This is a genomic window from Pseudomonas reactans (assembly GCF_013385825.1).
Lineage (GTDB): Bacteria > Pseudomonadota > Gammaproteobacteria > Pseudomonadales > Pseudomonadaceae > Aquipseudomonas > Aquipseudomonas reactans.
Map to the genome: position 1 here is coordinate 122,222 of NZ_JACAPG010000002.1, position 24,357 is coordinate 146,578.

Here is a 24,357-nt window from a genome sequence, read left to right on the forward strand (position 1 = left end):
GCTCGCTCCTACAGGTTACTGCGTCAAACCATCCCGCCGAGCTTCAGCTCACTCTTGAGATACGCGTAATAAATCGGCCCCGCCACCACTCCCGGCAAGCCAAACGCCGCCTCAAACACCAGCATCGCCAGCAACAACTCCCAAGACTTGGCACTGATCTGCCCGCCGACGATCCGCGCATTGAGGAAGTACTCGATCTTGTGGATCACGATCAAATAACCCAACGCCGCCACCGCCACCCAGATCGACAACGACAGCGCGACGATGGTGATCAGCGTGTTGGACATCAGATTGCCGATGACCGGCAGCAGGCCGAGCAGGAACGTGAGGACGATCAGGGTTTTGGTCAACGGCAGGTGAATCCCGCACAGCGGCAACACCACGGCGAGGAACACAGCGGTGAAAGCGGTGTTGAGCGCTGCGATCTTGATTTGCGCGAAGACGATGTTGCGAAAGGCCTGGACCAGCAGGTGCAGGCGATCGAACAACGCCGCGGCCAGGGGTTTGCGTTTGGTCAGGTCGGGCACGCGCTGCAGAGCGATGATGGCGCCGAGCACCATGCCGATCAACAGGGTGACGAACATGTGGGCGGCGTCCTTGCCCACAAGCTGCAGTTCGCTCAGGTGCTTGCTCAGCCAGTCGCCGATGGCCACGCGGAACTCGGCGGCACTGGCAGGCAAGTAAGCGTCGAGGAACGGCGGCAGTTGGCCGCGCGCGCGGTCGACCACGCCCATGAATTTGTCGAGGGAAGCCCCGGGATTTTCCGCTTCGTGGAGCAGGAAGCTGATGGCGCCGGCGAAGATCAAAGTCAGCACGCTGACGATCAAAGTGCCGAGCAAGGCCACCGCCAGCCAGCGCGCACGCCGGCCTTCGATCAGCCGTTGCAGTTGGGGAGTGAGCATGTTCACCAGCTCGAACACCAACAGACCGGCCAGCAGGCTGGGCAGCAATTTGAGCGGCAGTACCAGCAGCAGGCCGCCGAAAATGATGATGTAGCTGGCCAGCAATATCACGTGACGCTGAGAAAACGTTGGCATACAGCCTCAAAACGAACGGCGTTAAAGGATGTGTAGGAGCCGGCTTGCCGGCGAAAAACGCAAGTGCGCCGCGTTTAGTCTGAACGAACGCGCCAACGTTCACGTTTTTTCGCTGGCAAGCCAGCTCCTACAGGGGGCTGTGTGCGAGTGTCGCAGCCTTCTATGGCCTGGGGCTATTATTTCTTCAGGCAGGTGCTCATAAAGGTTTTACGCGCGTCGCCAGTCAAGGCTTTGGTCTTGGCGTCCGCATTGCAATCCTTCATCTTCTGCTGCTGTGGCGTAAGCGTCTTGGCGTCATTGGCCGCTGGAGCAGACAGACAGGTCTTCATGAAGGCCTTGCGGTCATCACCTTTTAGCGTCTTGGTGGTGGCTTCGGCGTTACAGGTGGTCATTTTATTTTGCTGAGCGGTGGCAGCAAAGCCTTGGGAACACAGCAGCAGGCCCATCATCAACAGCGGAATTCGCAGCATCTTCATGGAGTTTTCTCCCTGTTACCGCACCGAAGGGCACGGACTACCCAGGAGTGTAGTCAAAGCCTGTTACAACTTCACCGGGTACGGATATGCGTCCGTCGATACTGCTCCGGTGTACAGCCCGCCTGCCGTTGAAACATGGCGATAAAAGCAGAGGCGGTGCTGTAACCCAGGTCAAACGCCACATGTTGCACGCTGCGCGGGCTGTCGAGGGCTTCGATGGCCGCCAGGTAGCGCAGGCGCTGGCGCCATTCGCCGAAGCTCATGCCCAGCTCCCGCACAAACAGGCGCGCCAGGGTGCGTTCGCTCACGTGGACGTGTTCGGCCCAGTGCGCCAGGGGCCGGTTGTCGGCGGGATCGGCCTGCATGCCTTCCAGCACGCCGAGCAAACCGGGGTGTTGGGCGTAGGGCAAAAAACATTCGTGGATCGGCGCCTGCTTGAGCTGGTCCACCAGCACCTGGGCCAGGCGGATGTCGGACTCGGTCTGCGGCATGTTCACGTCACGCTGGGCGAAATCACTGAGGATGGCCTTGAGGATATCGCTGATCGCCAGGGTGCACGGCTGCTGGGGCAACTGCTCACAGAGTTCCGGCGCCAACCCTACCGAGTGATAGACGATCGCCTCGGCATTGTAGGAACTGTGTTCGGTGTGCGGCGGCACCCACACCGCGTATTGCGGCGGCGACATGAAGCGGTTGCCGGCCACTTCCATGCGCATCACGCCGCTGGCCGAGTAATCCAGCGAACCCCAGAAATGCTGGTGCGGCGTGCACTCAGTGTCGGGTGCGAAATCCGAATAGCGGAAATACACCGGGCTCGGCAGGCGAGGGAAATCCGCAAGTCGTACGTTGTGCTTGGCCATATTGTCTGGATACAGAGGTGGTTTGTCTGGATCGCAGTATAGGCTTCGATCCAGACAATGGATAATCCTGCCTCATCAACACACTTGGTTACTTTCGATGCAATACGCTTATCCCTTGCTGGCCATTTTTATCTGGGCCGGCAACACCGTCGTGAACAAGCTGGCCGTGGGCGCACTGTTCCCGGCGGAAATCGGCTTTTACCGCTGGTTACTGGCGGCGCTGCTGTTCACGCCGTTCATGATCAAGCCAGTGATCGCCAACTGGGCGCTGATCCGTCCGAACCTGGGCAAGGTGTTCATCCTCGGCGTGCTGGGCATGGCGGTGTACCAAAGCCTGGCGTACTACGCAGCGTCGCTGACCACGGCGACCAACATGGGCATCATCCTGTCGTTGATGCCGTTGATGGCACTGACGGCGGCGATCATCAGCCTCGGCCAACGCCTCACCTACGGCGCGATGACCGGTGCCGTGCTGTCATTCGCCGGCGTTGTGGTGGTGGTTTCCGCCGGCAGCCTCGACGCACTGCTGCAACACGGGGTCAACCTGGGGGACGGCATGATGCTGGTCGCGACCCTAGCCTACGCGGTCTACAGCACCCTGCTGAAAAAATGGCAGTTGCGCCTGCCGCCGTTGGTGTTGCTGTATCTCCAGGTGCTGGTGGCGGTGGTGGTGCTGTTCCCGCTGTTTCTGTTTTCGGCGAAGGCGGGCTTGGGTTGGGCGAACATTCCGCTGGTGCTGTATGCGTGCCTGTTGGCCTCGATGGTCGCGCCGCTGGCGTGGATGCATTCGGTGAAGACCTTGGGCCCGAGCCGCACCACGCTATTTTTCAACCTGCTGCCATTGATCACCGCGCTGATTGCCGCCGTGGTATTGAAAGAACAGTTGGCGCTATACCACCTGGTGGGCGGCCTGCTGACCTTGGGCGGGGTGATTCTGTCGGAGCGTTGGACCACGACGGTGCGTTAAACCCCAGCCTCCTTCAAGCGCCGGGCATGCTCGACAAACAGTCGGATCGGCTCGGCGCCCTTGCCCACCAGACCCAGGGATTGGTTGACGATATCGAAGTGGTCCAGGGCAAAGTCATCACCGATCACCTGCCCCAGGTGTGAGCTGTAGCGGCCGACCATGCCGTCACACTGGCCCTTTTCGCGCACGAAGCTGCGGGCGAACAGGCGGCAACTGCGGTGCGTGCCGTCGAACAGGTTGCGACCGCGGTCGGTGATGCCCGGCTGCAAGGTGCCGGACCATGAGTAATAACGCACGCCGTTGACCTCTTCGGCCCCCTGCCCACCCCATGTCTGCGGCAGCCCCTGTGGATAATGCTGATTGAACAGCGCCACGCCCGCACTGGTCAGCGAGTGGTGGGAGGCCTGCAGATCCGCCTTGAAGCGTGGCCCGCGATAGCCGGTTTCCAGCACGCCCATCAACCAGGCGACCCCGTGAAACAGCGCGCTCATGATCCGCCCCTTCACACCATCCACCGAGTAATTGAGGTGAATGTGGTCCGCCAGCTCCGAGCCATGGTTGGGCCCGGCCACTGACGTCACCGACGCCACCCACTCCGGGCGCTTGGCCGCCGCATACCGAGCGGTGAGCGAGCCCTGGCTGTGGCCGATCAGGTTGACCTTGTCGGCCCCCGTTTCACGGCGAATGCGCTCGATCTGCACCAGCAATTGCTCGCCACGCACTTCGCTGGAATCCAGCGGCGCCACCTGCACGGGAAAGACCTGCGCCCCGCCTGCCTGGAGCGCCGGGACGATGCCGTACCAATAGGGGAACCCTGCGAGGCGTACGAACCCGAGCATGCCGGGGACCAGCACCAGAGGGTAACGCGTGGCAAGGGATTGAGGCATGGAGCGGGCGTCCAAGGCGATAAGGTGATAGGTCCATCCTAGACCAATCAACGTGACCGCCCCGTGACATCCGGGTGTTTTCAGAAATGCCCAGCCAGGTCGTGCAACTGGCGTTCGGCTTCTGCATAGGCACGCTGGAACACACTCTTGTCCGACTCTTCACCCTCGGCAGCAATCACCCGGACGTCGTCGATACCGATATAACCCAGTACCGTACGCAAGTGCGGGTCGGCATGGTTCATCCATTCAAACTCGCCACCCGGACCAAAGCCATTACCGCCCCGGCTGGTGATGATCAGCGCACGCTTACCCTGGAGCAAAGGCTGGTACTGCGCGATGCCCTGACTGTCCTGGGTGATGTCAAAGGTAAGGCCCATACGCACGATCTGATCAATCCAGGCCTTGAGGCCGCTGGGCACACCGAAGTTGTACAGGGGCATGGAAATCACCAGGATTTCGTGGTCGATCAACTCGCCGACCAGCTCATCGCTCAGTTGCAGGTCAGCCTTCATCACCTTGGGCATGGATTGCGGCTCGGGGTAGAAATTCGCTGCCACGAAGGCTTCGCTGACGTGGGGAATGGACGCTCGGCCTACTTCGCGCCGTGTGATCTGCGCGTCCGGGTTGGCGGCTTGCCACACATCGAGGAATGATTCGGCCAGACGCCGCGAGTGGGAACGTTCGCCACGGGGGCTGGCGTGAATAACAAGCATTTTTTTCATCTGTAGGACCTTCGCGGGTTAGACTCAGACGACCTGGATGACCGCCTTTCTTGCGGCAAATCTAGGGCCGCGTAGTACTTCCGACAAATGAGCAATAATTGATCTGGATGAATCTATTTCATCCATGGAGCTGGAATGTTTGCCTCGTTGCCACTCACCGCCCTGCGCACCTTTGAATCGGCGTCGCGCCTGCTCAGCTTCAAGGCAGCAGCCCAGGAACTGTCGGTCACGCCGACAGCGGTCTCCCACCAGATCCGCAGCCTGGAAACCTGGCTGGGGGTGCCATTGTTCGAACGGCTGCCACGCCAGGTGCGCCTGACGGAGTGTGGTGAACGACTGTTCCACAGTTTGCACGGCGCCCTGCTGGACGTGGCGCAAAGCCTCGACACCCTGCGCCCACAACGCAGCGCCGGGCACCTCACCGTATCCACCACGCCAGCCTTCGCCGCCTTATGGCTGGTACCACGGCTGGGGCGTTTTTACGCCGCACACCCCGGTATCAACCTGCGCCTGGATACCCAATGCGACGTAGTCGACCTGCAGCAGGATGCCAGCGTCGATCTGGTGATCCGCTACAGCCTTGATGACTACCCCAACCTCTATGGGCTGTGCCTGTTCGACGAATGTTTTGCGGTATACGGCTCCCCCGAGCAGGTGGCGCTGGCGCAAACGCAAGCCCCCACATTGATCAGCGTGCGCTGGCACAACTCCAAGCTCTACGCGCTCGGTTGGCAAGCCTGGTGCGAAAAGGCCGGGGAACGCTGGTTGCAGGATGCGCCGGCATTGCGCGAATACGATGAAGAGCACTACGCCCTACAAGCCGCCATCGCCGGTCAGGGCCTGGTGCTGGCCAGCAATATTTTGGTATCGGAAAGTCTCGCGTCAGGTTTACTGGTGCCTTACCGGCCGCTGATCAGCGTGGACGGCGCCGGTTACAGCGCTTTGTGCGTACCGGGCCGCGAGCGCCATCCGCCAGTACGGGCATTTTTCCAGTGGATGCAAGAGGAAGTCAGGCTCTGCGGTCACGCCTTGTAAAATCCGATAAAACTTTTTGTGTTGCGCAGGACTCACAACTTGGAGCGATCACGCCGGCAGAGCGTGGCGCAAAACCGGATTAGTACCAGGAGATTGAGATGACCGAAGCAAACTTGACTGACGTTGCGACCCTGCGCAGCCGCGCCCGCCAGAACGTCGAAAACGGTGCAGTGACCGAAGGTTATGACGCCGACCGCGAAGAAATCATCCGCCTGCTCAACGCGTCTCTGGCCACCGAGTTGGTCTGCGTGCTGCGCTACAAGCGCCACTACTTCATGGCCAGCGGTATCAAGGCATCCGTCGCCGCCGAGGAATTCCTCGAACACGCCACCCAGGAAGCCGAACACGCGGACAAACTCGCCGAACGCATTGTGCAACTGGGCGGTGAGCCGGAGTTCAACCCGGACCTGCTGACCAAGAACTCCCACGCCCAATACGTGGCCGGCAAAGACCTCAAGGAAATGGTCTACGAAGACTTGGTTGCCGAGCGGATTGCCGTGGACAGCTACCGTGAAATCATCCAGTACATTGGCGATAAAGACCCGACCACGCGCCGCCTGTTTGAAGAAATCCTGGCCCAGGAAGAAGAGCACGCCGACGATATGGCGGATATCCTAGAAAGCCTGTAACACCGCAATACCCTGTAGGAGCCGGCTTGCCGGCGATGCTGGCCTCACGATCTCGACAGAGTTCAAGGCCCTCATCGCCGGCAAGCCGGCTCCTACATTTTTGTGGCCGATCAACCTTTTACGGTTTTCGGCGCCTTGCCTTCCTTCATCTGCTGCAATAACGGCGCACATTCATTCGGCTCACCACCACTCGGCGCAACCAATGCCAGCAACCCGGCCGCCGGCCCGGCAATTACACCCAGCGCCACCATGCCCGCCCCCCGTAGCGCCAGCGGAATGGCTTTCACACCCGCATTGGGTTTGATGAACGGCCCGTTGACGTACAGCGGTGAGCGCAAGGAGAACAGGCGGAAGCCTTTCGATTCCGGGGTGATGGTGAGATCCAACTGCTCAGTGGCCATGTTCGCCGTGCCATCGATGTAGATGATGGCGTTCTCGGTATCGAACACAAACAACCGCGTGGTCGCCAGGCCTGTCTTGATGCCAAAGTCCGCCGCCGCGCAGTTGATCTTCACTTCCTTGTCACCAAACAGGCGACCGACCACATAGTTGCCCACGTTGAGCCCGGCGATTTCCATCAGGCCACGGCTGATGGCGCCGTCGTTGATCAGCATCTTCAGGTCACCGTTGGAGGTGCCCAACAGCGCCGCCACAGAGTTACCGCGTCCGGAAATGTCGGCATCGCCATTGAGCTCACCAAAGCTGGTTTTCATCGGTTCGAAGGTCGGAAACAACTGCTTGAGCTTGAAGTTGCGCGCGGTGAGTTTGGCGCGACCTTCCATTGGCGTGATGCGGCCATTCAAACGAATCTGCGCATCCAGCTTGCCGCCGGCCACACCGAAACGCAGGGGTTCGAGGCTCAGTACGCCGTCATTCAGAACCAGGTGGGTGTAGAGGTCGGTAAACGGCAGATCGGCACTGTGCACGATGCGCTTGCCGGTGAATTCCACGTCGGCATCCATGACGCGCCAACGCTCGGTGCGAAATTCTTCCACCGGCAACACTTTGGTCGCCGGCTGTTTGCTGTCGCCGCCACGGGCTTTTTGTTTGGCGTTGGAGTCGGCGCCAATCAGCGGTGCGAGGTCGGTCATCAGCAGTTGGTTGGAGACCAGCGCGCCGCTGAGCTTGGGCCGTGGCTGGCTGGCGACGTAGGCCAGGTTGCCGTGAATATCGCTGTTGCCGATCTTGCCGTTGAAGTTGTCATAGCGAAAGGACGCGCCATTGGCTTCGTGCAGCTTGGCGACCAGATGACCATCGGTGGAGTAGGCCGGCGAATCCGGCAGGGTCACGCCAGTCAGGGGATAGAGATTGCCCAGGCTGGAACCGGCGAGTTTCAGACGCAGGTCGAGCGCGCCCAGGTTCAGCGGGTCGGTCAGGGTGCCGGCCAGGGCGATGCTGGTGTCGGCAATCTTGACCTGGGCTTGCAGCGGGAACGGTTTGGCCGCGTCCTGCAGGGCCAGCAGGCCACCGATCTTGCCGCTGCCGTCGAGTTTCTGGCCGTGATACTGGCCTTTGACCTTGAGGCCGAACGCATAATCCTGGGGTGCGGAACCTTTCTCCAGGGCCTTCTTGGCATCGACGTCGCCGACGATTTCGCCGAACGGGATGGGTTTGCCCAACGGGTCGATGATCACATCCAGTTGGGTCTTGAGGGTTTGGTCGTCGAGGGTCACGTGGCCTTTGTCGAAACCAATGGCGCCGATATCCACCACCCAGTTGGAAGGTTCGGCGTTCGGGTCTTTGGGGTCGAACTTAAAGGTCCAGTTGGCGCGGCCATCGGCCAGGCGCTGCAACTGCGCGCTCGGCTCGGTGAGGTCGATACGCGGGATCACCACGCGCTGCACCAGCAACGCCAGGGGCGAAATGCGCAGCTCCACCTTCTTGAGGGTGACCATTTGCGGGTTTTTCGACCAGTCCGGGTTGCCCAGGGTCAGGTCTTCGGCAATCACATGCGGCCACGGCACCCAAGCGCGCCAGCCGCCTTCATCGGGCTCACGCGCCCACACCACCGCCAGGTTGCCGTTGATGGCAAACGGTCGATGCAATTCTTCGGAGACCTTGGCATTGAGGGGCGGCTTGATGCGGTTCCAGTCAAAGAACACCAGGACCAACACCACCACGGCGATTAACACAACGAAGCTGGCGCAGCTCCAAGCGACGATTTTACGAGTGCGCGTCATTGCACAGGACTCCTGAATACGACTGGCTGGGTGACAGCCTTTAAGGACAGCTTATAGAACTACGACTGGCAAACCGCCTTGGGGTTTAACCCGATCCCCGATTTGCCTGGAAAAACCTCAATTTCTGACCACTTCGACAGATTCCTCCTACCACGGCGCACCATTGTTACCCGCGCGCGTGTCGAAAATACCCACACCAGTGCAAAACCGCGTGCTTGAGAGGCCCGATCTAGAGCCTCCGCCTAGAACAATCAATTCTGTTGATTATTACCATTGTGTTTATGAACTTTTATATCGACTTATCGAGAGTAGCATTAGCCCTGTACCCACTTTATCGCCCTCCCAAGGAGCAACCCATCATGAAACGCCAATTACTCGCTACCGCCCTGTTATCCATCCTGGCTTCCAGTGCCTTTGCCCTGCCAGCCGCCGAACAAGCTACTCCACAAGTCAAAGCTGACGCCGTTCCTTTCAGCCAGACCGTCGCTCGCAGCGGTTCGCAAGAAGAAGAGAACCGTGACTACGCTAAAGGCGCTGTGGCCGAAAATGGTTCGGAACAAGCCAACAAACGCGCTTACACCGAAGGCCTGACCGAAAACGGCCGCAACCGCCTGGAACAGAAAGGCCTGGTTGAAGGTGGTGCTGATCGCCTGATGGAACGCAACGCTGTTGCCGAAGGTGGCCGTGATCGTCTGGAACAGAAAGGTCTGGTCGAAGGCGGTGCTGAACAAGCCAACAAACGCGCCTACACCGAAGGCGTTGCTGAAGGCGGTGCTGACCGTCTGCAAGAACTGCATCAAGCACAGAGCTAACCCCGTGGTGGCCGAGAAAAAAGCCCGATCTGTCGATCGGGCTTTTGCTTTCCTGTAGATCGCGTCACGCCCGTCCCCTGCCAAGTTCGACGTCAACAGACCTGTTTTGCTAGAGTGCGTCGCTGTACTTGCCAACAAAGCCCGCCCGCCAATGCTGCCCCGCGCCGAACAGAAGCAACAGACCCGCCTCGCCCTGATGGACGCAGCCCGCCATTTGATGGAGTGTGGCCGTGGGTTTGGCAGCCTGAGCCTGCGTGAAGTGGCGAAGACCGCCGGTATCGTGCCCACCGGTTTCTATCGGCATTTTGCCGACATGGACCAGTTGGGGCTCGTGTTGGTGAGTGAAGTCGGCCAGACCTTCCGCGCCACCATCCGCCTGGTGCGCCATAACGAATTCGTGATGGGCGGCATTATCGATGCCTCGGTGCGGATCTTTCTCGATGTGGTCTCGGCCAACCGTTCGCAATTCCTGTTCCTGGCCCGCGAGCAATACGGCGGCTGCCTGGCCGTGCGCCAGGCCATCGGTGCGCTACGTGAAGACATCACCCGCGACCTGGCGGCCGACCTGACGTTCATGCCAAAACTGCAGCACCTGGATGCAGAGGGCCTGCATGTGATGGCCGACCTGATCGTCAAAAGTGTGTTCGCCACCCTCCCCGACATCATCGACCCACCGGCCCAGGCCCTGCCTGACCACCTCACGCCCCAGGCGAAGATCACCCAGCAATTGCGCTTTATCTTTATCGGTTTGAAGCACTGGCAAGGGCTGGGCAGTACCGAATAATGCAATCACCCCGCCGAGTGAAAACGCTTGGCCGTGGTGTAGTTCTTGTTCCAGTAGCTGTTGCTCAACGAATCAATACGGATGTTCTTGCCCGTACGTGGCGAATGAATGAATTTGCCTTGGCCTATATAAAGCCCCACATGGCTGACTTGGCCGCGCCCGTTTGCCTTGAAAAACACCGCATCGCCGGGCTTGAGTGCGTTGCGCTTGATGGTCGGAGCCGTGGAACGGTGCATGGCGGCGGTGGTGCGCGGTATCTTGATATTGGCCTCGGTCTTGAACAGATAGACCAGCAGACTGCTGCAATCGAACCCCTGATCCGCCGAGGTGCCGCCCCATTTGTAAGGCGTACCCAGCAATTCGTGGGCGCGGTCTACCACATCCTCGATAGACGCTGGCGCCAGCGAAGCGCTGAAAGACGGCGGGGGCTTCAGATTGGCAGAAGCCGATGAAAGGACGAAAGACAGACTGACAATGACCAGGCAACAAAATGATTTGAACATGATGAACGTCGCAGTGAATTAAACACGGCGCACAGACTAATCATCTCGCGGGTAAGGTGATGAACGCCGATTCCTCATACCCTGTAGGGAAAATCCGAAAACGCCCAGCACGCGTGCAACACGCAACATTGCGCACCACTTTGGCGCATATCCGGAATTCTTCTTCGCCCTGTTTAGTGGCATTACCACCATTGCCTACAGGCAATTCCTACTCCCTATCGAGATTGGCAAGCCCCTTGCTCTAGCTGTTTCATCGCTCATAGCTGGAAGCTTCCTGATGCTGGTGATCCACCGTCGAATCGCCCCCCAAGCCCTCTGGGCCGCCGAGTTGCTGCTGAACTTCGAAGCCCGCAGCAAAAGCCGCCTGCGCTGTTTCAGTGCCGACGGTGAAGACGTCGGCCTTTTCCTGGAGCGCGGCCAGCCGCCGCTGCACGATGGCGAATTCCTACAGGCTGAAGACGGTCGAGTCGTACGCGTGTGCGCCCGGCCTGAACAACTGCTGCATGTCACCTGCAGCAGCGCATTTGAACTGACGCGCGCGGCGTATCACCTGGGTAACCGCCACGTGGCGTTGCAGGTGGGCGATGGCTGGCTACGCCTGCTCGATGACTATGTACTCAAGGCCATGCTCGAACAGCTGGGCGCGCAGACGCAGACCATCGAAGCGCCGTTCCAGCCGGAACATGGCGCCTACGGCGGCGGGCATCATCATTCGCGCCATGGCGATGAAGATTTCAACTACCCGCCCAAGCTGCACCAGTTCGGCGTGCGCCTGTGAACCCAGCCTGGGCGCTGCTGCGTCTGGCCAGTCCGCAATTGCCGATTGGTGGCTACAGCTATTCCCAGGGTCTGGAAATGGCGGTGGAGAACGGTCGCGTCAACGACGCTGTCAGTGCGCGACGCTGGATCAGCGATCAGTTGCTGCTCAACCTGGCGCGCTTCGAAGCGCCGGTGCTGCTCGCCCATTGCCAAGCAGCCTGTGAGGCCGATTGGCCGCGCCTGGCCCAGCTGTGCGAAGAACACCGCGCCAGCCGTGAGACCCGCGAGCTGTACCAAGAGAGCCGGCAGATGGGCTACTCCCTGCAACAACTGCTCAACGGCCTGCCGGAACTGGATGAAGCTGCCCGCACCTTCCTTCAAGAGTGCGCAGAACCGCATCTGGCTGTGGGCTGGGCCCTGGCAGCACGCGCCTGGGGCATCAGCCCCGCCGACGCCCTCGCCGCCTGGCTGTGGAGCTGGCTGGAAAACCAATTGGCCGTGCTGATGAAAACCCTGCCCCTGGGCCAACAAGCAGCCCAACGCCTGACCAGTGAACTGCTGCCGTTGCTGCAACAAGCCCAGCAGGACGCCAGCCGCATCGAACCCCACCATTTCGGCAGCGCCGCGTTTGGCCTGTCCTTGGCCTGCATGGCCCACGAGCGCCAGTACAGCCGCCTGTTTCGTTCCTAGGAGAACACACTCATGAACACACAACCTTTGCGTGTCGGCATCGGCGGCCCAGTGGGCTCCGGCAAGACGGCCCTGACCCTGGCCCTGTGCCTCGCGCTGCGTGATCGCTACAACCTCGCGGTGGTCACCAACGACATCTACACCCGCGAAGACGCCGACTTCCTGGTGCGCAACCAGGCCCTCGCGCCGGAACGCATCATCGGCGTAGAAACCGGCGGCTGCCCGCACACCGCGATCCGCGAAGACGCCTCGATCAACCTGGAAGCTGTCGACCAGCTCAACCGCCGCTTCCCCGGCCTGGACCTGATCCTGGTGGAATCCGGCGGCGATAACCTCTCGGCCACCTTCAGCCCGGAGTTGTCGGACCTGACCATCTACGTGATCGATGTGTCGGCTGGCGACAAGCTGCCGCGCAAGGGCGGGCCTGGCATCTGCAAGTCCGACCTGCTGGTGATCAACAAGATCGACCTGGCGCCCTTGGTCGGCGCGTCGCTGGAGCTGATGAACAGCGACACCACCCGCATGCGCAACGGCAAACCCTTTGTGTTCAGCAACCAGAAAACCGGTGTCGGCCTGGAGGACATCGTCGCCTTCATCGAACGCCAAGGCCTGCTGACCGCCGCCTGATCAACCCATAAGGAACCTGTCCATGAGCCTCAAGAAACTCTTCACCGCCGCCGCCCTGCTGCTGGCCCCTGCCCTGGCCTTCGCTCACCCGGGCCATGGCGACAACGGCCTGGTGGCCGGTATCAGCCATCCTCTGGGGGGCATCGACCACTTGCTGGCGATGGTCGCGGTCGGCTTGTGGGCCGCCCAACAAAAAGGCGCCGCGCGTTGGGCGTTGCCGTGCACCTTTGTCGGCACCATGCTGATTGGCGGCGTGCTGGGTTTTGAAGGCCTGGCGTTGCCGGCGCTGGAAAGCGGGATTGCCGCGTCGGTGCTGGCCCTGGGCCTGGCGGTGGCGCTGGCGGTGCGTCCGCCGTTGTTCATGGCGGTGGGGGCCACGGCCTTATTCGCGCTGTTCCATGGTGTGGCGCATGGCCTGGAGCTGCCGGACATGTCCAGCCCGTGGGCGTATGCCGCAGGTTTTGTCGGTGCAACGGCGGTGCTGCACGCTGCGGGTTATGCCGTGGTGCGCTTCCTGCCAGCTGCGGCCGCGCCGTTGGTGCGGGTTGCGGGGGCGGCTTCGGCGGCGACTGGGGTCTGGTTGCTCGCGGGCTGATATTCGCGGCGTTTGTAAGGGCCTCATCGCCGGCAAGCCGGCTCCTACCTATGATCGAGAGGTCATCCTGTGTAGGAGCCGGCTTGCCGGCGATAGCAGTCGACCAGACACCACAGAACCCAAGCCTGATACCATGCGCGCCTACACCCCTGCCGTGACGACGCCAGCCAATGCCCAGCGCTTCCCAACCCTCCTTGAACACCGTGCTTACGCACTTCCACAGCCTGATCGTGCCGCTCTGGCAAGGCCCGGGCTGGAATGCCGACCTGGCATTGCCCTATGAGGCGTTGGACGCCGACCATCACCCACTGCCCCCGCAACGCTACCGCGCGATGGCCTGCGCCCGGCAGTTGTACCTGTTTGCCAGCCTGATCGGCGAACCCGGCGCGGCCTTTGCCGAAGAACGCGCAGCGGCACTGTTCCGCTCCCTGCAACGGCACTTCCACGACGCCGAGCATGGCGGCTGGTTCTACAGCATCGACCCGTCCGGCCAGCCGCTGGACAAGCGCAAAGACCTCTACACCCACGCCTTCATCATCTTTGCCTGCGCCCATTACTGGGCCAAAGTAAGTGAGCCGTTGGTGGAGTCGGTGCTCAATGCCGCCCTGGAAGTGGTCGCAGAGCGGTTCTCCACAGACGACGGTCTGTACGAAGCCGTGTTGGAGCGCAACTGGTCGTCACTGAAGTCGGGCCCACTGCAAAACCCGCTGATGCACCTGGCCGAAGGTTTCCTCGCCACCCTCGCGGTGCGTGAGGATGCCAACGTGCAAGCCGCCCTGCTGGGGTTGGCGACGGCCATGCAGCAGCGCTTCATCGACCGCCAGCACGGCGTGATGATGGAAAAACCGCTGGGTGCTGTGGATAACTGGTTTGAACCGGGGCACCAGTTCGAATGGTTCTTTTTGCTGGAGTCTTCGGATGTGCTGCGCGGTACGCCGCTGCATGCGTCCCTGACCCGGGCTTTTGCCTACGCAGAACTCAAAGGTGTGGATAACCTCAGTGGTGCGGTCAGCGGCACGCTCGCGCTGGACGGCACCGTGCGTGACGGCACCCAACGTATCTGGGCCCAGGCCGAATACCTGCGGGCACTGACCTTGCGACCGGACAGCGAAGCGGTGCTGCAACGCCAATTGCTGGCGCTGCAACAGCACTTTCTGCATGCAAAAGGCTGGAATGAATGCCTGGATGCCAAGGGCGCCGTAAGCCGACGGGACATGCCGTCGACCACGCCGTATCACTTGGCCACCTGTTACCTGGGCCTTATGCAATCCACTTGCGATCTCCGGTAAAGCTGATCGTCAGCCAGCGCGCCGCATCCGGCGTGCCGAGCCCTGTGGATATCTCTTCGCGCAGCCCGTCCAGCGTCGCGACGTTATCCACCGGGTAATCCGCCGGCAACACCACATGAATCTCGATAAACCGCGCCCGCCCGTGCTTTTGCACGTACGACACGTAGTCGTCGAAACCATGCTTGGCCTGCGCCGCTTCCATCACTTCGCGCACTTTGTCGTCCAACTGGTCCGGCGCAATTCCCAGCACCTCGCGCAAGGCCGGGCGCAGGATCTTGAACGCCGGTGCCAGCATGCTCAGGGCCAGCAGGATCAGGATCAATGGGTCGACATACACCGCCCACTCGCCGTAGCCCTGGGACTTGAGCAACAGCGCCGCCAGGAAGCTGATCAGCAAGCCCACCGACAGCATCGCGTCCACCAGCCAACTGATGTTGTCGAACTGGATCAGCGATGATTTCAGGCGGCGATTGCGATAACGCACGTAAAAGAAGTAGGCGAACTCGACGACGGTAAACACCGCCGCGTAGATGATCACCAGCCCCAACTCGATCTCACGGCCGCCATTGATAATGCCGAACACGCCGTTGAGGAACGCATAGATGGCGATCAGCAACAGGAAACTGCCTTCGATCAGCAACACCATCGGCTCCAGGTGCCAATAGCCGAACTGGAAACGCTCGTTGCTTTTCTTTGCGATCAGCTTGGCCGTGATCAGCATCAACACCTTGATGGCGGTGGCGATCAGCGAGAAAAAGCCGTCGAACAGAATGGATTGGGCGCCAGAAATCACACCCGTGACAATCCCGGCGATCGCGACGGCGAACATCAGGATGGTCGATTGTTTGAGCAGTGCCTGCTCACCTCGGTTACTCACATTTCCTCCCGTCAAAACCTTAAATCCGCACGGTGCGGAGGGGTTTTACCGGGTGGAGTGTACCTTATGTCGTGTTTTGGCCGATTTGCCGCCTCGCCGGCAAGCCGGCTCCTACAGGTTCACAGCGTTCTTCTGTAGGAGCCGGCTTGCCGGCGATAGTAGCAACTCGGTCTATAGCCTTACTTCGCCCCACGCTCGATAGCAAACCCAGCCCAGGTCTGGCTCACCGGCATCAGCTCCAACCGATTGATGTTCACATGCGCCGGCGTGTTCATGACCCAGAAGATCGTATCGGCAATATCCTGCGGCTGGATCGGCTCGGCACCCGCATAAGTCGCGTCATACCGCGCCTGGTCACCGCCGAAGCGCACCAGCGAGAACTCGCTCTCACACAGGCCCGGTTCGATGTTGGTCACGCGCACGCCCGTGCCTTGCAGGTCGCAGCGCAGGTTCAGCGAGAACTGCTTAACGAACGCCTTGGAACCGCCATACACGTGGCTGCCCGGATACGGATAATTACCCGCGATGGACCCCAGGTTGATGATGCCCGCACCACGACCGTGAGCGATCAGGCGTGGCAGCAGCAGGTTGGTGGTGGTCAGCAGGCCCTTGATGTTGGTGTCGACCATGGTTTCCCAATCGTCGAGGCTGCACTTGGGCGCAGGGTCGGTGCCCACGGCCAGGCCGGCGTTGTTGATCAGCCCACGCAATTTGGCAAACGACGGCGGCAGGTTGGCGATGGCATCTTCCATGCCTTTGCGGTCCCGCACATCCACGACCAGGCCATGCACTTCAGTCTGCTTGGAAAGCTCTTCGACCAGCGCATTCAGGCGGTCGGCACGACGGCCGGTGAGCACCAGTTTCCAGCCGGCTTCGGCAAAGCGACGGGCGCAGGCTTCGCCGAAACCTGAGGTTGCGCCAGTAATAAACAGCGTGTCGGACATGGTGTTCTCCTTGCGGGCATCGGGGAAAAAATCAGCCAGCAGAATGCCCGTACGCCGCGATGGCGGCAACCGCTAAGCACACAACTTGATACATGACTGGTCACTTTTTAATCAGATCTCTCAAAGCCATACGGAACGTGGCCTGCAGCTATATGCGCGCAGGTTATCCACAACTGCGCCCACAGACTTTGGGGGCAAGTACAAAATGCTTCAGGCCCCTATACACAAGGGCTGCAGGCAGTTTTAGAAAGTTTTTTGCTTGACCTTGGCCAGGCCGTATGTAGGCCCTTCGGTAAGCGGAAAATCAGAACGATGGCTCCAGGCCAGTCATTCCGGCCTCTGCGGCGGTCTTTCCAGAGTTTAATCACAGACTTATCCACAGGCTGGCGGGACATATTTCGGTCATATACCTGTGTCTTTAAACAGGTTGACAACGGCTTGGACCGGCGACCAAAAACCGCCTGATCAAAAAACAACCGCCGCGCTGCAAGCCCCGGATTCATTGGCTTCCAGCCAGCTACTCCCACGTTACCCACAGCCGGTTCCACAGCGGATGGGGACAAGTCAAAACTGTGACAAAACAGGGATTTGCGGCGGCTATATGTCGCGCTTTGGAGGGAGGCTGGATTTGTTTTCCACAATTTGGAGAAAGCGGTGTGAGCCCCCCCAAAAACAACTGTAGGAGCGAGCTTGCTCGCGAAGAACTCAAGAATACTGCGGCCATCCAGGATGCCCGCATTATCGTTGACGCTCTTCGCGAGCAAGCTCGCTCCTACAGGTTATTTAGATCAATGCCCACCGAGGTAGGCGTTGCGCACTTCCTCGTTCACCAGCAATTCCTTGCCGGTGCCCGTCAGGCGAATCTCACCGTTGACCATCACATACGCGCGGTCCGACAAGCGCAGGGCGTGGTTGGCATTCTGCTCCACCAGGAAGATGGTCATCCCGGTGGAGGCCAACTCGCGCAACGTCGAGAAGATCTGCTTCACCACAATCGGCGCCAGGCCCAGGCTCGGCTCGTCCAGCAGCAACAGCTTGGGCCGACTCATCAGCGCGCGGGCGATGGCGAGCATTTGCTGCTCGCCGCCGGACATGGTCATGGCGCGCTGGTTACGTCGCTCCTTGAGCCGTGGGAACAGCTCGAACATGCGCTGCATGTCTTCCTGAGCAAACTTGTCGCCAATGGGGATGGTGCCCATCAACAGGTTTTCCTCGACGGTCATGTCGGGGAACACCCGCCGGCCTTCCGGCGACTGCGCGATGCCGTTGGACGCGATGTAGTGCGACGACTTGTGGGTAATGTCGACACCGTTGTAGAGAATCTGCCCCGACTCGGCACGTGGCTGGCCGAAGATCGACATCAGCAACGTGGATTTGCCCGCGCCGTTGGAGCCAATCAGGCTGACGGTTTCACCCTCATTGATGTGCAGCGAGACTTTTTTCAGGGCCTGGATGGGGCCGTAATACACATCCAGGTCCTTCATTTCGAGGATAGGTGCACTCATACCAACTCCTCTTCGTCGGCGCCCAGGTAGGCGGCAATCACTTTCGGGTCGTTGCGGATCGCGTCCGGCCCGCCCTCGGCGATCACGTTGCCGTGGTCCAGCACCACGATGTGGTCGGAAATACTCATCACCATGCCCATGTCGTGTTCGATCAGCACCACCGTCAGGTCGTGTTCGTCGCGCAGCAGGCGAATCATCGCGCTGAGGGCTTCGGTTTCCTGGGGGTTGAGGCCCGCAGCCGGTTCATCCAGGCAGATGATCTGCGGCCGGGTGCACATGGCACGGGCGATCTCCAGGCGGCGCTGCTGGCCGTAAGAGAGTTCGCCGGCCAGGCGGTTGGCGCAGTCGACCAGGTCCACCACTTCCAACCAGTAGAAAGCGTGGTCGAGGGCGTCGCTTTCAGCCTTGCGGTAGCCCTTGGTATTGAGGATACCCGCGAGCATGTTGCGGTTGACCCACATGTGCTGGGCCACCAGCAGGTTTTCCACCACCGACATTTCCTTGAACAGGCGAATGTTCTGGAACGTCCGCGCCAGGCCGGCGCGGTTCACCAGGTGGGTGCCGCCGAACATCTTGTAGTACACCCGGCTGAGGAAGCTTTTGGGCGACACAAAGTCGGTGGGCTGGAAGCGCTCGCCGAGCAACTGGATCACGTCGGTCTGCTTGCCGCGAAGGTTGAGTTGGATCTTGCCGCCGCTGGCTTTGTAGAAGCCGGTGAGGCAGTTGAACACCGTGGTCTTGCCGGCGCCGTTGGGGCCGATCAAGGCGAAGATCGAGTTACGTTCGACCTTGAGGCTCACATCGCTCAGGGCCTTGATGCCGCCGAAGTGCATCATCAGGTGTTCCACGGAGAGGACGACTTCCTTGCTCATGGCGCCACTCCTTTACGTGGTGTCACACCGGTACGGCTGATGCGGATCAAGCCGCGTGGTCGCCAGATCATCATCACCACCATCAACACGCCGAACAGCAACACGCGGTATTCAGAGAAGCTACGCAGCAGTTCAGGCGCGACCGTCAGAACAAACGCCGCGATCACCACGCCCACCGTCGAGCCCATGCCGCCCAACACCACGATGGCCAGGATCAGCGCTGACTCAAAGAAGGTAAACGACGACGGGTTGACGAAGCCCTGGTAGCTGGCAAAGAACACGCCAGCCAAACCCGCCGTCGATGCACCGATGGTGAACGCCGAAAGTTTGACCAACACATGGTTCAGCCCCATGGAACGGCAGGCGATCTCATCTTCGCGCAAGGCTTCCCAGGCGCGGCCGACCGGCATGCGGGTCAGGCGATGCTTGATGTACAGCACGGCCAGCACCACCAGGAACAGCACGATGTAGATGAACAGGAATTTGATGTTGGGGTTGTAGTCGATGCCGAAGAACTCATGGAAGGGCACCCCGCCATCCTTCGCGCGCTTGCCGAACTCCAGGCCGAGGAAGGTCGGCGATGGCACCGGCATGCCGTTGGGTCCGCCGGTAAACGACAGCCAGTTGTTGAGCACCAGACGGATGATTTCACCAAAGCCCAGGGTCACGATGGCCAAATAGTCACCGTGCATTCGTAGCACCGGGAACCCGAGTATGCACCCCGCCAGCGCCGCCGCGATGGCCGCCAGTGGCAGCACCGTCCAGAAACCCAGGCCGAGGTATTGATAACCCAATGCCAGGCCGTAGGCGCCGATGGCGTAGAACGCCACGTAACCCAGGTCGAGCAGGCCCGCCAGGCCGACCACGATGTTGAGGCCCAGGCCGAGCAACACATAGATCAGGCCGAGGATCACCACGGTGAGTAGGTACTTGTTGGCGAAGATCGGGAACACGATGGCGATCACGATCAGTGCCGGGATGATCCAGCGCAGCCGCGACTTGTAGTCCGGCGCCAGCACGTGCACGCCAGAGCCGGTGCTCTCGAAGCCCTGCAGGATCTTCAGGCCCTTGGGGGTTTGCAGGAACAGGCTCATGGCAAAGCGGCCGACCATCACGATGGCCACCAACAGGGCCACGCGGGCCGGTTCCAGGTTGAAGCTGTAGCCGTCGAGGACCACGCCGACGATCGGACCGAACACGACCAGTGAAATCAGCCCGGCGAGGACTGTATCGACCACACTTTTCTTGATATCGATGGGTTTGGCAGCAGACATGTTTACACCTTCGCCACAAGTGGGCGACCAAGCAGGCCCTGGGGACGGAAAATCAGAATCACCACCAGCAGGGAGAAACTGAACACGTCTTTGTAGTCAGAGTTGATCAACCCCGAGAACAACGACTCGGAGATACCGAGGATGATCCCGCCCAACATCGCCCCAGGCAGGGAGCCGATGCCGCCGAGTACCGCTGCGGTAAACGCCTTGATGCCGATGATGAAGCCGGCATAGAAGTCGAAGGTGCCGTAGTTGAGGGTGATCAACACGCCAGCCAATGCCGCCATGGCGGCGCCGATGACGAACACGTAGGAGATCACCCGGTCGGTATTGATGCCGAGGATCGACGCCATCTTGCGGTCTTGCTGGGTGGCGCGGCACATGCGGCCGAGCTTGGTGTATTTGATGATGTAAGTGAGCAACGCCATGCCGGCAAACGCCGCCACGAGGATGAACACCTTGGTGTACGTCAACTGAACGAAGCCTGTGCCGATATCGACACGCCAGGCCCCGGCCAGCAGGGTGGGAATGCCTTGTTGCTTGGCGCCCTGGGCGATCTGCGCGTAGTTCTGCAGGATCAGCGAGATACCGATGGCGCTGATCAGCGGTGCCAGTCGGGTGGAGTTGCGCAGCGGTTTGTAGGCGACACGCTCGATGACCCAACCGTACACGCCGGTGACGACCACGGTGAAGATCAAGGTGCCGAGAATGAGCAGCGGGAAGGATTCGATGCCGAAGTAAGCCAGCAGTGCCAGACTGATTGCCGCGAGGTAAGCGGAAATCATGTAAACCTCGCCGTGGGCGAAGTTGATCATGCCAATGATGCCATAGACCATTGTGTAGCCGATGGCGATCAGGCCATAGACCGACCCGAGGGTCAGGCCGTTGACCAGTTGCTGCAGGAAAATACCATCCATAACGCAATCTCACGCGGTGAGCACCTGCACACCGGTGGGTGTGCGGCGCTTCTGGAGGAAAACAGAGGCTCGGCGATACCCCTTGTAGGAGCGAGCTTGCTCGCGAAAAACCGGAGAGCGACGCGGGCATTCTGAATGTCCGGGCCATCGTTGACGTTCTTCGCGAGCAAGCTCGCTCCTACAGGGTGACGCAGTCAGTTCGGATTACTTCTGTTTTTCCAGCTGGTGATATTTGCCGTCTTTATCCCACTGGTAAACCACGTAGTCGGAGATCTTCAGGTCGCCCTTCGAATCCCAGGCTTTTTCGCCCATGACGGTTTTTACCGGGTGAGCCTTGAGCCACTTGGCGGCGTCTTCGCCTTTGTTGGACTTGGCACCGTTGAAGCCGGCGGCCAGGGCCTGGACCGACGCGTAGGCGTACAGGGTATAGCCTTCCGGCTCGGTGCCGTTTTTGCGGAACTCTTCCACCACAGCCTTGCTGTCCGGCAGCAGGCGCGGGTCGGCGCCGAAGGTCATGTACACGCCATCGACGTACTGCGCGCCGCCAGCGGTGGCAACCAGTTCGTCGGTTACTACGCCGTCATCGGACATGAACTTGACGTCTTTCAAACCGGCTTCACGGATCTGGCGAACCAGTGGACCGGCTTCCGGGTGCAGGCCGCCGAAGTACACGACGTCAGCGCCAGTTGAACGGATCTTGGTGACCAGGGCGCTGAAGTCTTTCTCGCCACGGGTCAGGCCTTCTTCCAGCACCGGCTTCACGCCGCGTTTGGTCAACTGGGCAGCAGTGGCATCAGCCAGGCCTTTGCCGTAGGTGTCCTTGTCGTTGATGACAGCGACTTTCTTGCCCTTGAGCACGTCGACGATGTAGTCGCCGGCAACGATGCCTTGCTGGTCGTCACGCCCGCACATGCGGAACATGGCGCCCAGGCCGCGCTCGGTCACTTGTGGGTTGGTGGAGCCTGGGGTGATGGCGATGATGCCGGCTTCGTCATACACCTCGGAAGCCGGAATGGTGTTGGAGGAGCAGAAGTGGCCGACCACGCCGATCACTTTGTCCTGGTCAGCCAGGCGGTTGGCCACTGCCACGGCTTGTTTGGGTTCGCAAGCATCGTCGCCGGCCACCAGCACGATTTTTTCGCCGTTGATGCCGCCAGCCTTGTTGATCACATCGGCTGCCGCCTGGGCACCCTTCATGTACTGCTCACCGAAAGCGGCGTTGGCGCCGGTCATGGGCCCCGCTACGCCAATCTTCACATCAGCTTGAACAAACGTAGAAACACCCAGCGCCGCTGCAACGGCGAGGGCCAGAAAACCTTTCTTGTAAAACGTCTGGGACATGAGTGGTGCTCCGATATTTTTGATTTTTGGCACGACAACTTGCATTCAAACCTTTCACTGAAAGCCCAGAGCAAGGCGCGTGCCATTACGTTTTTATTCTTCAAAAAGACACGGTGTCATTGTTATTGCAGGTGTTTCGGCTCCATTGGCCAGCACGTGCAACCCTCTAGCGTCTAAAGGTGCAACCAATGGATCCAAAAAGTACAACCGCGACAGGTCGCACCTGCAACCAAGCCTATAAACGACAGTTCCTGGCGCTGTAACAAACGGCGTAACGGAACTGCACATTTACAGTGCGTGATTGCTACGACTTGCACCAATACAGATTAGTAGCCTGCTAAGAAAATGCAGGCTTCTGAGCGGTATTTCGCTGATCAGATCACGATCCTCAGGCATTGACCGGCGTGATACAGCGAGAATCCGGCTTCATACAGGCAGCTGCGCAAGCCCACCCCGGCCAATGGCTGCATCGGCGCGAAGGGAATCGGCAGCGCCTGGGGATTCTGGTGACACAAGTAGTCGGCAAACGCCTTGCCGACCACACTGCCGGTGGTCACGCCACGGCCGTTATAGCCCGTGACTGCCACAAGGCCGGGCGCCGGTTCGAACAGGCGCATCAAGTGGTCAGGGGTGAAGGCAATACAGCCGGTCCAGGTGAACTCCCACTGCACCGATTTGAGGTACGGGAAGTAGTGCTGCTGCACCCGATCGGCCCACGCCTTGAGGAACCACGCGGGTTTCTGGTTGCCGTTGCCCAGGCTGCCGAGCAACAAACGGCCATCGGCGTCGCGACGGATGCTGCTCAGCACCTGGCGCGTATCCCATGAGCCCTGGCCACCGGGCAGGATCTGTTGGGCCGCGGCGTCCGTGAGCGGGGCCGACGCGACCTGGTAGTAATAGCCGGGGAAGAAATTGCGCCGCAACTCGGTCCACTCGCCCTCGGTGTAGGCGTTGGAGGCGATCACTACTTGTGCAGCCTGCACTGAACCCTGAGCGGTCTGCACCGACCAGTGCGAACCTTGGCGCTCAAGCTGCGTGACAGGCGAATGATCGAACAATTGCCCGCCCAGCCCGGCTGCAGCATTGGCCAAGCCACTGGTGTAGGCCATCGGGTTCAAGGTGCCGGCGCGGCGGTCCAGCAAGGCGGCGGCGATTTTTTTGGTGCCCGTGGCCTGTTCGCAAGCCTGGCCGGTGAGCAGCTCTACTGGCGCGCCACGGCGCTTCCATTGGGCTTCACGACTGCGCAAATCCGCCTCGCCACGGGCGTTGTGCGCCATGTGCAAGGTGCCTTCACGGCGCAATTGGCAATCGATGTTGTATTTGTCGATCAAGCTGAACACCAGGGACGGCGCCGCACCCAACATGCGGTTGAGCTGACTGCCCACCGCTTCGCCGAAACCGGCTTCGATCTCGTCCGGCGGGATCCACATGCCGGCGTTGACCAGCCCCACGTTACGCCCCGAACCACCATGACCGGTGCGATGAGCCTCCAGCACGGCGACGCTTTTACCTTGTTCCAGCAAATGAATGGCCGCCGACAGGCCAGTGATCCCGGCGCCGATCACGCACACATCCACCTTGACCTCACCCTTGAGCGCGGCACGGTACGGCCGGCTGGGGGTGAGGTGTTCCCATAAACATGTTTCGCGTAGTGCCATTGCCAGACTCCGGGATGAAACCTAACAAACCCATGTATTCGCAGACTGTAGGAGCCGGCTTGCCGGCGATGCAGACACCGCGGTACTTCAGGTACACCGGGGGGGATGCTATCGCCG

The 24,357-nt window shown here is 60.4% G+C and carries 25 protein-coding genes; 10 read left to right on the plus strand and 15 right to left on the minus strand.

The genetic code is table 11. The features are described from left to right. Positions 1-23: 23 nt before the first annotated feature. From HX868_RS00595 to HX868_RS00605, 3 genes are all read right to left on the minus strand, one after another. Positions 24-1,037, minus strand: coding sequence for an AI-2E family transporter (locus HX868_RS00595; protein ID WP_016976954.1), 1,014 nt, complete (start codon positions 1,035-1,037; stop codon positions 24-26). A gap of 176 nt (positions 1,038-1,213) precedes the next feature. Next, positions 1,214-1,513, minus strand: a complete 300-nt coding sequence (locus tag HX868_RS00600; protein ID WP_016976953.1) for a PsiF family protein — start codon at positions 1,511-1,513, stop codon at positions 1,214-1,216. Between the two features lie 71 nt (positions 1,514-1,584). Continuing rightward, the gene (locus tag HX868_RS00605) at positions 1,585-2,373 is read right to left on the minus strand and encodes an AraC family transcriptional regulator (protein WP_177001560.1); all 789 of its coding nucleotides are present in this window, start codon (positions 2,371-2,373) and stop codon (positions 1,585-1,587) included. 97 nt (positions 2,374-2,470) lie between these two features. On the opposite strand from HX868_RS00605, the gene HX868_RS00610 reads away from it, so the two are divergent. After that, on the plus strand, positions 2,471-3,340 hold the full coding sequence (locus tag HX868_RS00610; protein WP_177001561.1) for a DMT family transporter: 870 nt from the start codon (positions 2,471-2,473) through the stop codon (positions 3,338-3,340). On the opposite strand, the gene HX868_RS00615 is transcribed toward HX868_RS00610, so the two are convergent. Next, positions 3,337-4,227 (minus strand): esterase/lipase family protein, encoded by an 891-nt coding sequence (locus HX868_RS00615; protein WP_177001562.1) that lies wholly within the window; start codon positions 4,225-4,227, stop codon positions 3,337-3,339. The genes HX868_RS00610 and HX868_RS00615 overlap by 4 nt on opposite strands. 80 nt (positions 4,228-4,307) lie before the next feature. Continuing rightward, positions 4,308-4,949: an FMN-dependent NADH-azoreductase gene (locus tag HX868_RS00620; protein ID WP_095014495.1), complete on the minus strand. Its 642-nt coding sequence runs from the start codon at positions 4,947-4,949 to the stop codon at positions 4,308-4,310. Positions 4,950-5,084: 135 nt separating this feature from the next. On the opposite strand from HX868_RS00620, the gene HX868_RS00625 reads away from it, so the two are divergent. Next, on the plus strand, positions 5,085-5,984 hold the full coding sequence (locus HX868_RS00625) for a LysR substrate-binding domain-containing protein (RefSeq protein WP_177001563.1): 900 nt from the start codon (positions 5,085-5,087) through the stop codon (positions 5,982-5,984). A 98-nt stretch (positions 5,985-6,082) separates the two neighbouring features. Next, positions 6,083-6,613, plus strand: coding sequence for a ferritin-like domain-containing protein (locus tag HX868_RS00630; RefSeq protein ID WP_177001564.1), 531 nt, complete (start codon positions 6,083-6,085; stop codon positions 6,611-6,613). Between the two features lie 110 nt (positions 6,614-6,723). Here the strand turns inward: HX868_RS00630 and HX868_RS00635 are convergent, their stop codons facing one another. Beyond that, positions 6,724-8,793 (minus strand): AsmA family protein, encoded by a 2,070-nt coding sequence (locus HX868_RS00635; protein ID WP_177001565.1) that lies wholly within the window; start codon positions 8,791-8,793, stop codon positions 6,724-6,726. 359 nt (positions 8,794-9,152) lie between these two features. Here HX868_RS00635 and HX868_RS00640 point away from each other — a divergent pair, with 359 nt between their 5' ends. Together HX868_RS00640 and HX868_RS00645 are read left to right on the plus strand one after the other, a co-directional pair. Beyond that, complete coding sequence (locus HX868_RS00640) at positions 9,153-9,605, plus strand: hypothetical protein (RefSeq protein WP_177001566.1); 453 nt, start codon at positions 9,153-9,155, stop codon at positions 9,603-9,605. Between the two features lie 151 nt (positions 9,606-9,756). Next, positions 9,757-10,389 carry a TetR family transcriptional regulator gene (locus HX868_RS00645; protein ID WP_025857330.1) on the plus strand — a complete coding sequence of 211 codons (633 nt, stop codon included), beginning with the start codon at positions 9,757-9,759 and terminating at the stop codon, positions 10,387-10,389. Between the two features lie 5 nt (positions 10,390-10,394). On the opposite strand, the gene HX868_RS00650 is transcribed toward HX868_RS00645, so the two are convergent. Continuing rightward, positions 10,395-10,892 carry a C40 family peptidase gene (locus tag HX868_RS00650; protein ID WP_177001567.1) on the minus strand — a complete coding sequence of 166 codons (498 nt, stop codon included), beginning with the start codon at positions 10,890-10,892 and terminating at the stop codon, positions 10,395-10,397. Between the two features lie 277 nt (positions 10,893-11,169). Here HX868_RS00650 and ureE point away from each other — a divergent pair, with 277 nt between their 5' ends. From ureE to HX868_RS00675, 5 genes are all read left to right on the plus strand, one after another. After that, entirely contained in the window at positions 11,170-11,670 is a 501-nt protein-coding gene (ureE, locus tag HX868_RS00655) for an urease accessory protein UreE (protein WP_016976942.1), read from the plus strand. Beyond that, entirely contained in the window at positions 11,667-12,341 is a 675-nt protein-coding gene (locus HX868_RS00660; RefSeq protein ID WP_177001568.1) for an urease accessory UreF family protein, read from the plus strand. Before ureE ends, HX868_RS00660 begins: the two co-directional genes overlap by 4 nt. 12 nt (positions 12,342-12,353) lie before the next feature. Further along, positions 12,354-12,968: an urease accessory protein UreG gene (ureG, locus tag HX868_RS00665; RefSeq protein ID WP_010213562.1), complete on the plus strand. Its 615-nt coding sequence runs from the start codon at positions 12,354-12,356 to the stop codon at positions 12,966-12,968. Between the two features lie 22 nt (positions 12,969-12,990). Continuing rightward, positions 12,991-13,563, plus strand: a complete 573-nt coding sequence (locus tag HX868_RS00670) for a HupE/UreJ family protein (RefSeq protein WP_177001569.1) — start codon at positions 12,991-12,993, stop codon at positions 13,561-13,563. Between the two features lie 170 nt (positions 13,564-13,733). Then, positions 13,734-14,852 carry an AGE family epimerase/isomerase gene (locus HX868_RS00675; RefSeq protein ID WP_177001570.1) on the plus strand — a complete coding sequence of 373 codons (1,119 nt, stop codon included), beginning with the start codon at positions 13,734-13,736 and terminating at the stop codon, positions 14,850-14,852. On the opposite strand, the gene HX868_RS00680 is transcribed toward HX868_RS00675, so the two are convergent. From HX868_RS00680 to amaA, 8 genes are all read right to left on the minus strand, one after another. Next, on the minus strand, positions 14,824-15,729 hold the full coding sequence (locus HX868_RS00680) for a cation diffusion facilitator family transporter (RefSeq protein WP_177001571.1): 906 nt from the start codon (positions 15,727-15,729) through the stop codon (positions 14,824-14,826). The two genes, HX868_RS00675 and HX868_RS00680, sit on opposite strands and share 29 nt — an antisense overlap. A 179-nt stretch (positions 15,730-15,908) precedes the next feature. Beyond that, positions 15,909-16,673 carry an SDR family oxidoreductase gene (locus HX868_RS00685; protein WP_095014487.1) on the minus strand — a complete coding sequence of 255 codons (765 nt, stop codon included), beginning with the start codon at positions 16,671-16,673 and terminating at the stop codon, positions 15,909-15,911. A gap of 788 nt (positions 16,674-17,461) precedes the next feature. Then, positions 17,462-18,178 (minus strand): ABC transporter ATP-binding protein, encoded by a 717-nt coding sequence (locus tag HX868_RS00690; RefSeq protein WP_010213569.1) that lies wholly within the window; start codon positions 18,176-18,178, stop codon positions 17,462-17,464. Continuing rightward, positions 18,175-19,050, minus strand: a complete 876-nt coding sequence (locus HX868_RS00695) for an ABC transporter ATP-binding protein (RefSeq protein ID WP_028615532.1) — start codon at positions 19,048-19,050, stop codon at positions 18,175-18,177. Before HX868_RS00695 ends, HX868_RS00690 begins: the two co-directional genes overlap by 4 nt. Then, positions 19,047-20,324, minus strand: a complete 1,278-nt coding sequence (gene livM / locus HX868_RS00700) for a high-affinity branched-chain amino acid ABC transporter permease LivM (protein ID WP_016976932.1) — start codon at positions 20,322-20,324, stop codon at positions 19,047-19,049. Before livM ends, HX868_RS00695 begins: the two co-directional genes overlap by 4 nt. 2 nt (positions 20,325-20,326) lie before the next feature. Continuing rightward, positions 20,327-21,241, minus strand: a complete 915-nt coding sequence (locus tag HX868_RS00705; RefSeq protein ID WP_003188099.1) for an ABC transporter permease subunit — start codon at positions 21,239-21,241, stop codon at positions 20,327-20,329. 204 nt (positions 21,242-21,445) lie between these two features. Further along, on the minus strand, positions 21,446-22,582 hold the full coding sequence (locus tag HX868_RS00710; protein WP_010213577.1) for a branched-chain amino acid ABC transporter substrate-binding protein: 1,137 nt from the start codon (positions 22,580-22,582) through the stop codon (positions 21,446-21,448). A gap of 374 nt (positions 22,583-22,956) precedes the next feature. Next, positions 22,957-24,240, minus strand: coding sequence for an L-pipecolate oxidase (gene amaA / locus HX868_RS00715; protein WP_177001572.1), 1,284 nt, complete (start codon positions 24,238-24,240; stop codon positions 22,957-22,959). Positions 24,241-24,357: the final 117 nt, after the last annotated feature.

What these genes read in the sequence shown, in the direction of transcription:
- HX868_RS00630 (WP_177001564.1), top strand. Translation starts at nt 6,083, where the DNA reads ATGACCGAAGCAAACTTGACTGACGTTGCGACCCTGCGCAGCCGCGCC.
- HX868_RS00610 (WP_177001561.1), top strand. Translation starts at nt 2,471, where the DNA reads ATGCAATACGCTTATCCCTTGCTGGCCATTTTTATCTGGGCCGGCAAC.
- HX868_RS00670 (WP_177001569.1), top strand. Translation starts at nt 12,991, where the DNA reads ATGAGCCTCAAGAAACTCTTCACCGCCGCCGCCCTGCTGCTGGCCCCT.
- livM (WP_016976932.1), bottom strand. Translation starts at nt 20,324, where the DNA reads ATGTCTGCTGCCAAACCCATCGATATCAAGAAAAGTGTGGTCGATACA.
- HX868_RS00705 (WP_003188099.1), bottom strand. Translation starts at nt 21,241, where the DNA reads ATGGATGGTATTTTCCTGCAGCAACTGGTCAACGGCCTGACCCTCGGG.
- HX868_RS00605 (WP_177001560.1), bottom strand. Translation starts at nt 2,373, where the DNA reads ATGGCCAAGCACAACGTACGACTTGCGGATTTCCCTCGCCTGCCGAGC.
- ureG (WP_010213562.1), top strand. Translation starts at nt 12,354, where the DNA reads ATGAACACACAACCTTTGCGTGTCGGCATCGGCGGCCCAGTGGGCTCC.
- amaA (WP_177001572.1), bottom strand. Translation starts at nt 24,240, where the DNA reads ATGGCACTACGCGAAACATGTTTATGGGAACACCTCACCCCCAGCCGG.
- HX868_RS00615 (WP_177001562.1), bottom strand. Translation starts at nt 4,227, where the DNA reads ATGCCTCAATCCCTTGCCACGCGTTACCCTCTGGTGCTGGTCCCCGGC.
- HX868_RS00690 (WP_010213569.1), bottom strand. Translation starts at nt 18,178, where the DNA reads ATGAGTGCACCTATCCTCGAAATGAAGGACCTGGATGTGTATTACGGC.
- HX868_RS00645 (WP_025857330.1), top strand. Translation starts at nt 9,757, where the DNA reads ATGCTGCCCCGCGCCGAACAGAAGCAACAGACCCGCCTCGCCCTGATG.
- HX868_RS00675 (WP_177001570.1), top strand. Translation starts at nt 13,734, where the DNA reads ATGCCCAGCGCTTCCCAACCCTCCTTGAACACCGTGCTTACGCACTTC.
- HX868_RS00620 (WP_095014495.1), bottom strand. Translation starts at nt 4,949, where the DNA reads ATGAAAAAAATGCTTGTTATTCACGCCAGCCCCCGTGGCGAACGTTCC.
- HX868_RS00710 (WP_010213577.1), bottom strand. Translation starts at nt 22,582, where the DNA reads ATGTCCCAGACGTTTTACAAGAAAGGTTTTCTGGCCCTCGCCGTTGCA.
- HX868_RS00635 (WP_177001565.1), bottom strand. Translation starts at nt 8,793, where the DNA reads ATGACGCGCACTCGTAAAATCGTCGCTTGGAGCTGCGCCAGCTTCGTT.
- HX868_RS00595 (WP_016976954.1), bottom strand. Translation starts at nt 1,037, where the DNA reads ATGCCAACGTTTTCTCAGCGTCACGTGATATTGCTGGCCAGCTACATC.
- HX868_RS00625 (WP_177001563.1), top strand. Translation starts at nt 5,085, where the DNA reads ATGTTTGCCTCGTTGCCACTCACCGCCCTGCGCACCTTTGAATCGGCG.
- HX868_RS00685 (WP_095014487.1), bottom strand. Translation starts at nt 16,673, where the DNA reads ATGTCCGACACGCTGTTTATTACTGGCGCAACCTCAGGTTTCGGCGAA.
- HX868_RS00695 (WP_028615532.1), bottom strand. Translation starts at nt 19,050, where the DNA reads ATGAGCAAGGAAGTCGTCCTCTCCGTGGAACACCTGATGATGCACTTC.
- HX868_RS00640 (WP_177001566.1), top strand. Translation starts at nt 9,153, where the DNA reads ATGAAACGCCAATTACTCGCTACCGCCCTGTTATCCATCCTGGCTTCC.
- ureE (WP_016976942.1), top strand. Translation starts at nt 11,170, where the DNA reads ATGCTGGTGATCCACCGTCGAATCGCCCCCCAAGCCCTCTGGGCCGCC.
- HX868_RS00650 (WP_177001567.1), bottom strand. Translation starts at nt 10,892, where the DNA reads ATGTTCAAATCATTTTGTTGCCTGGTCATTGTCAGTCTGTCTTTCGTC.
- HX868_RS00600 (WP_016976953.1), bottom strand. Translation starts at nt 1,513, where the DNA reads ATGAAGATGCTGCGAATTCCGCTGTTGATGATGGGCCTGCTGCTGTGT.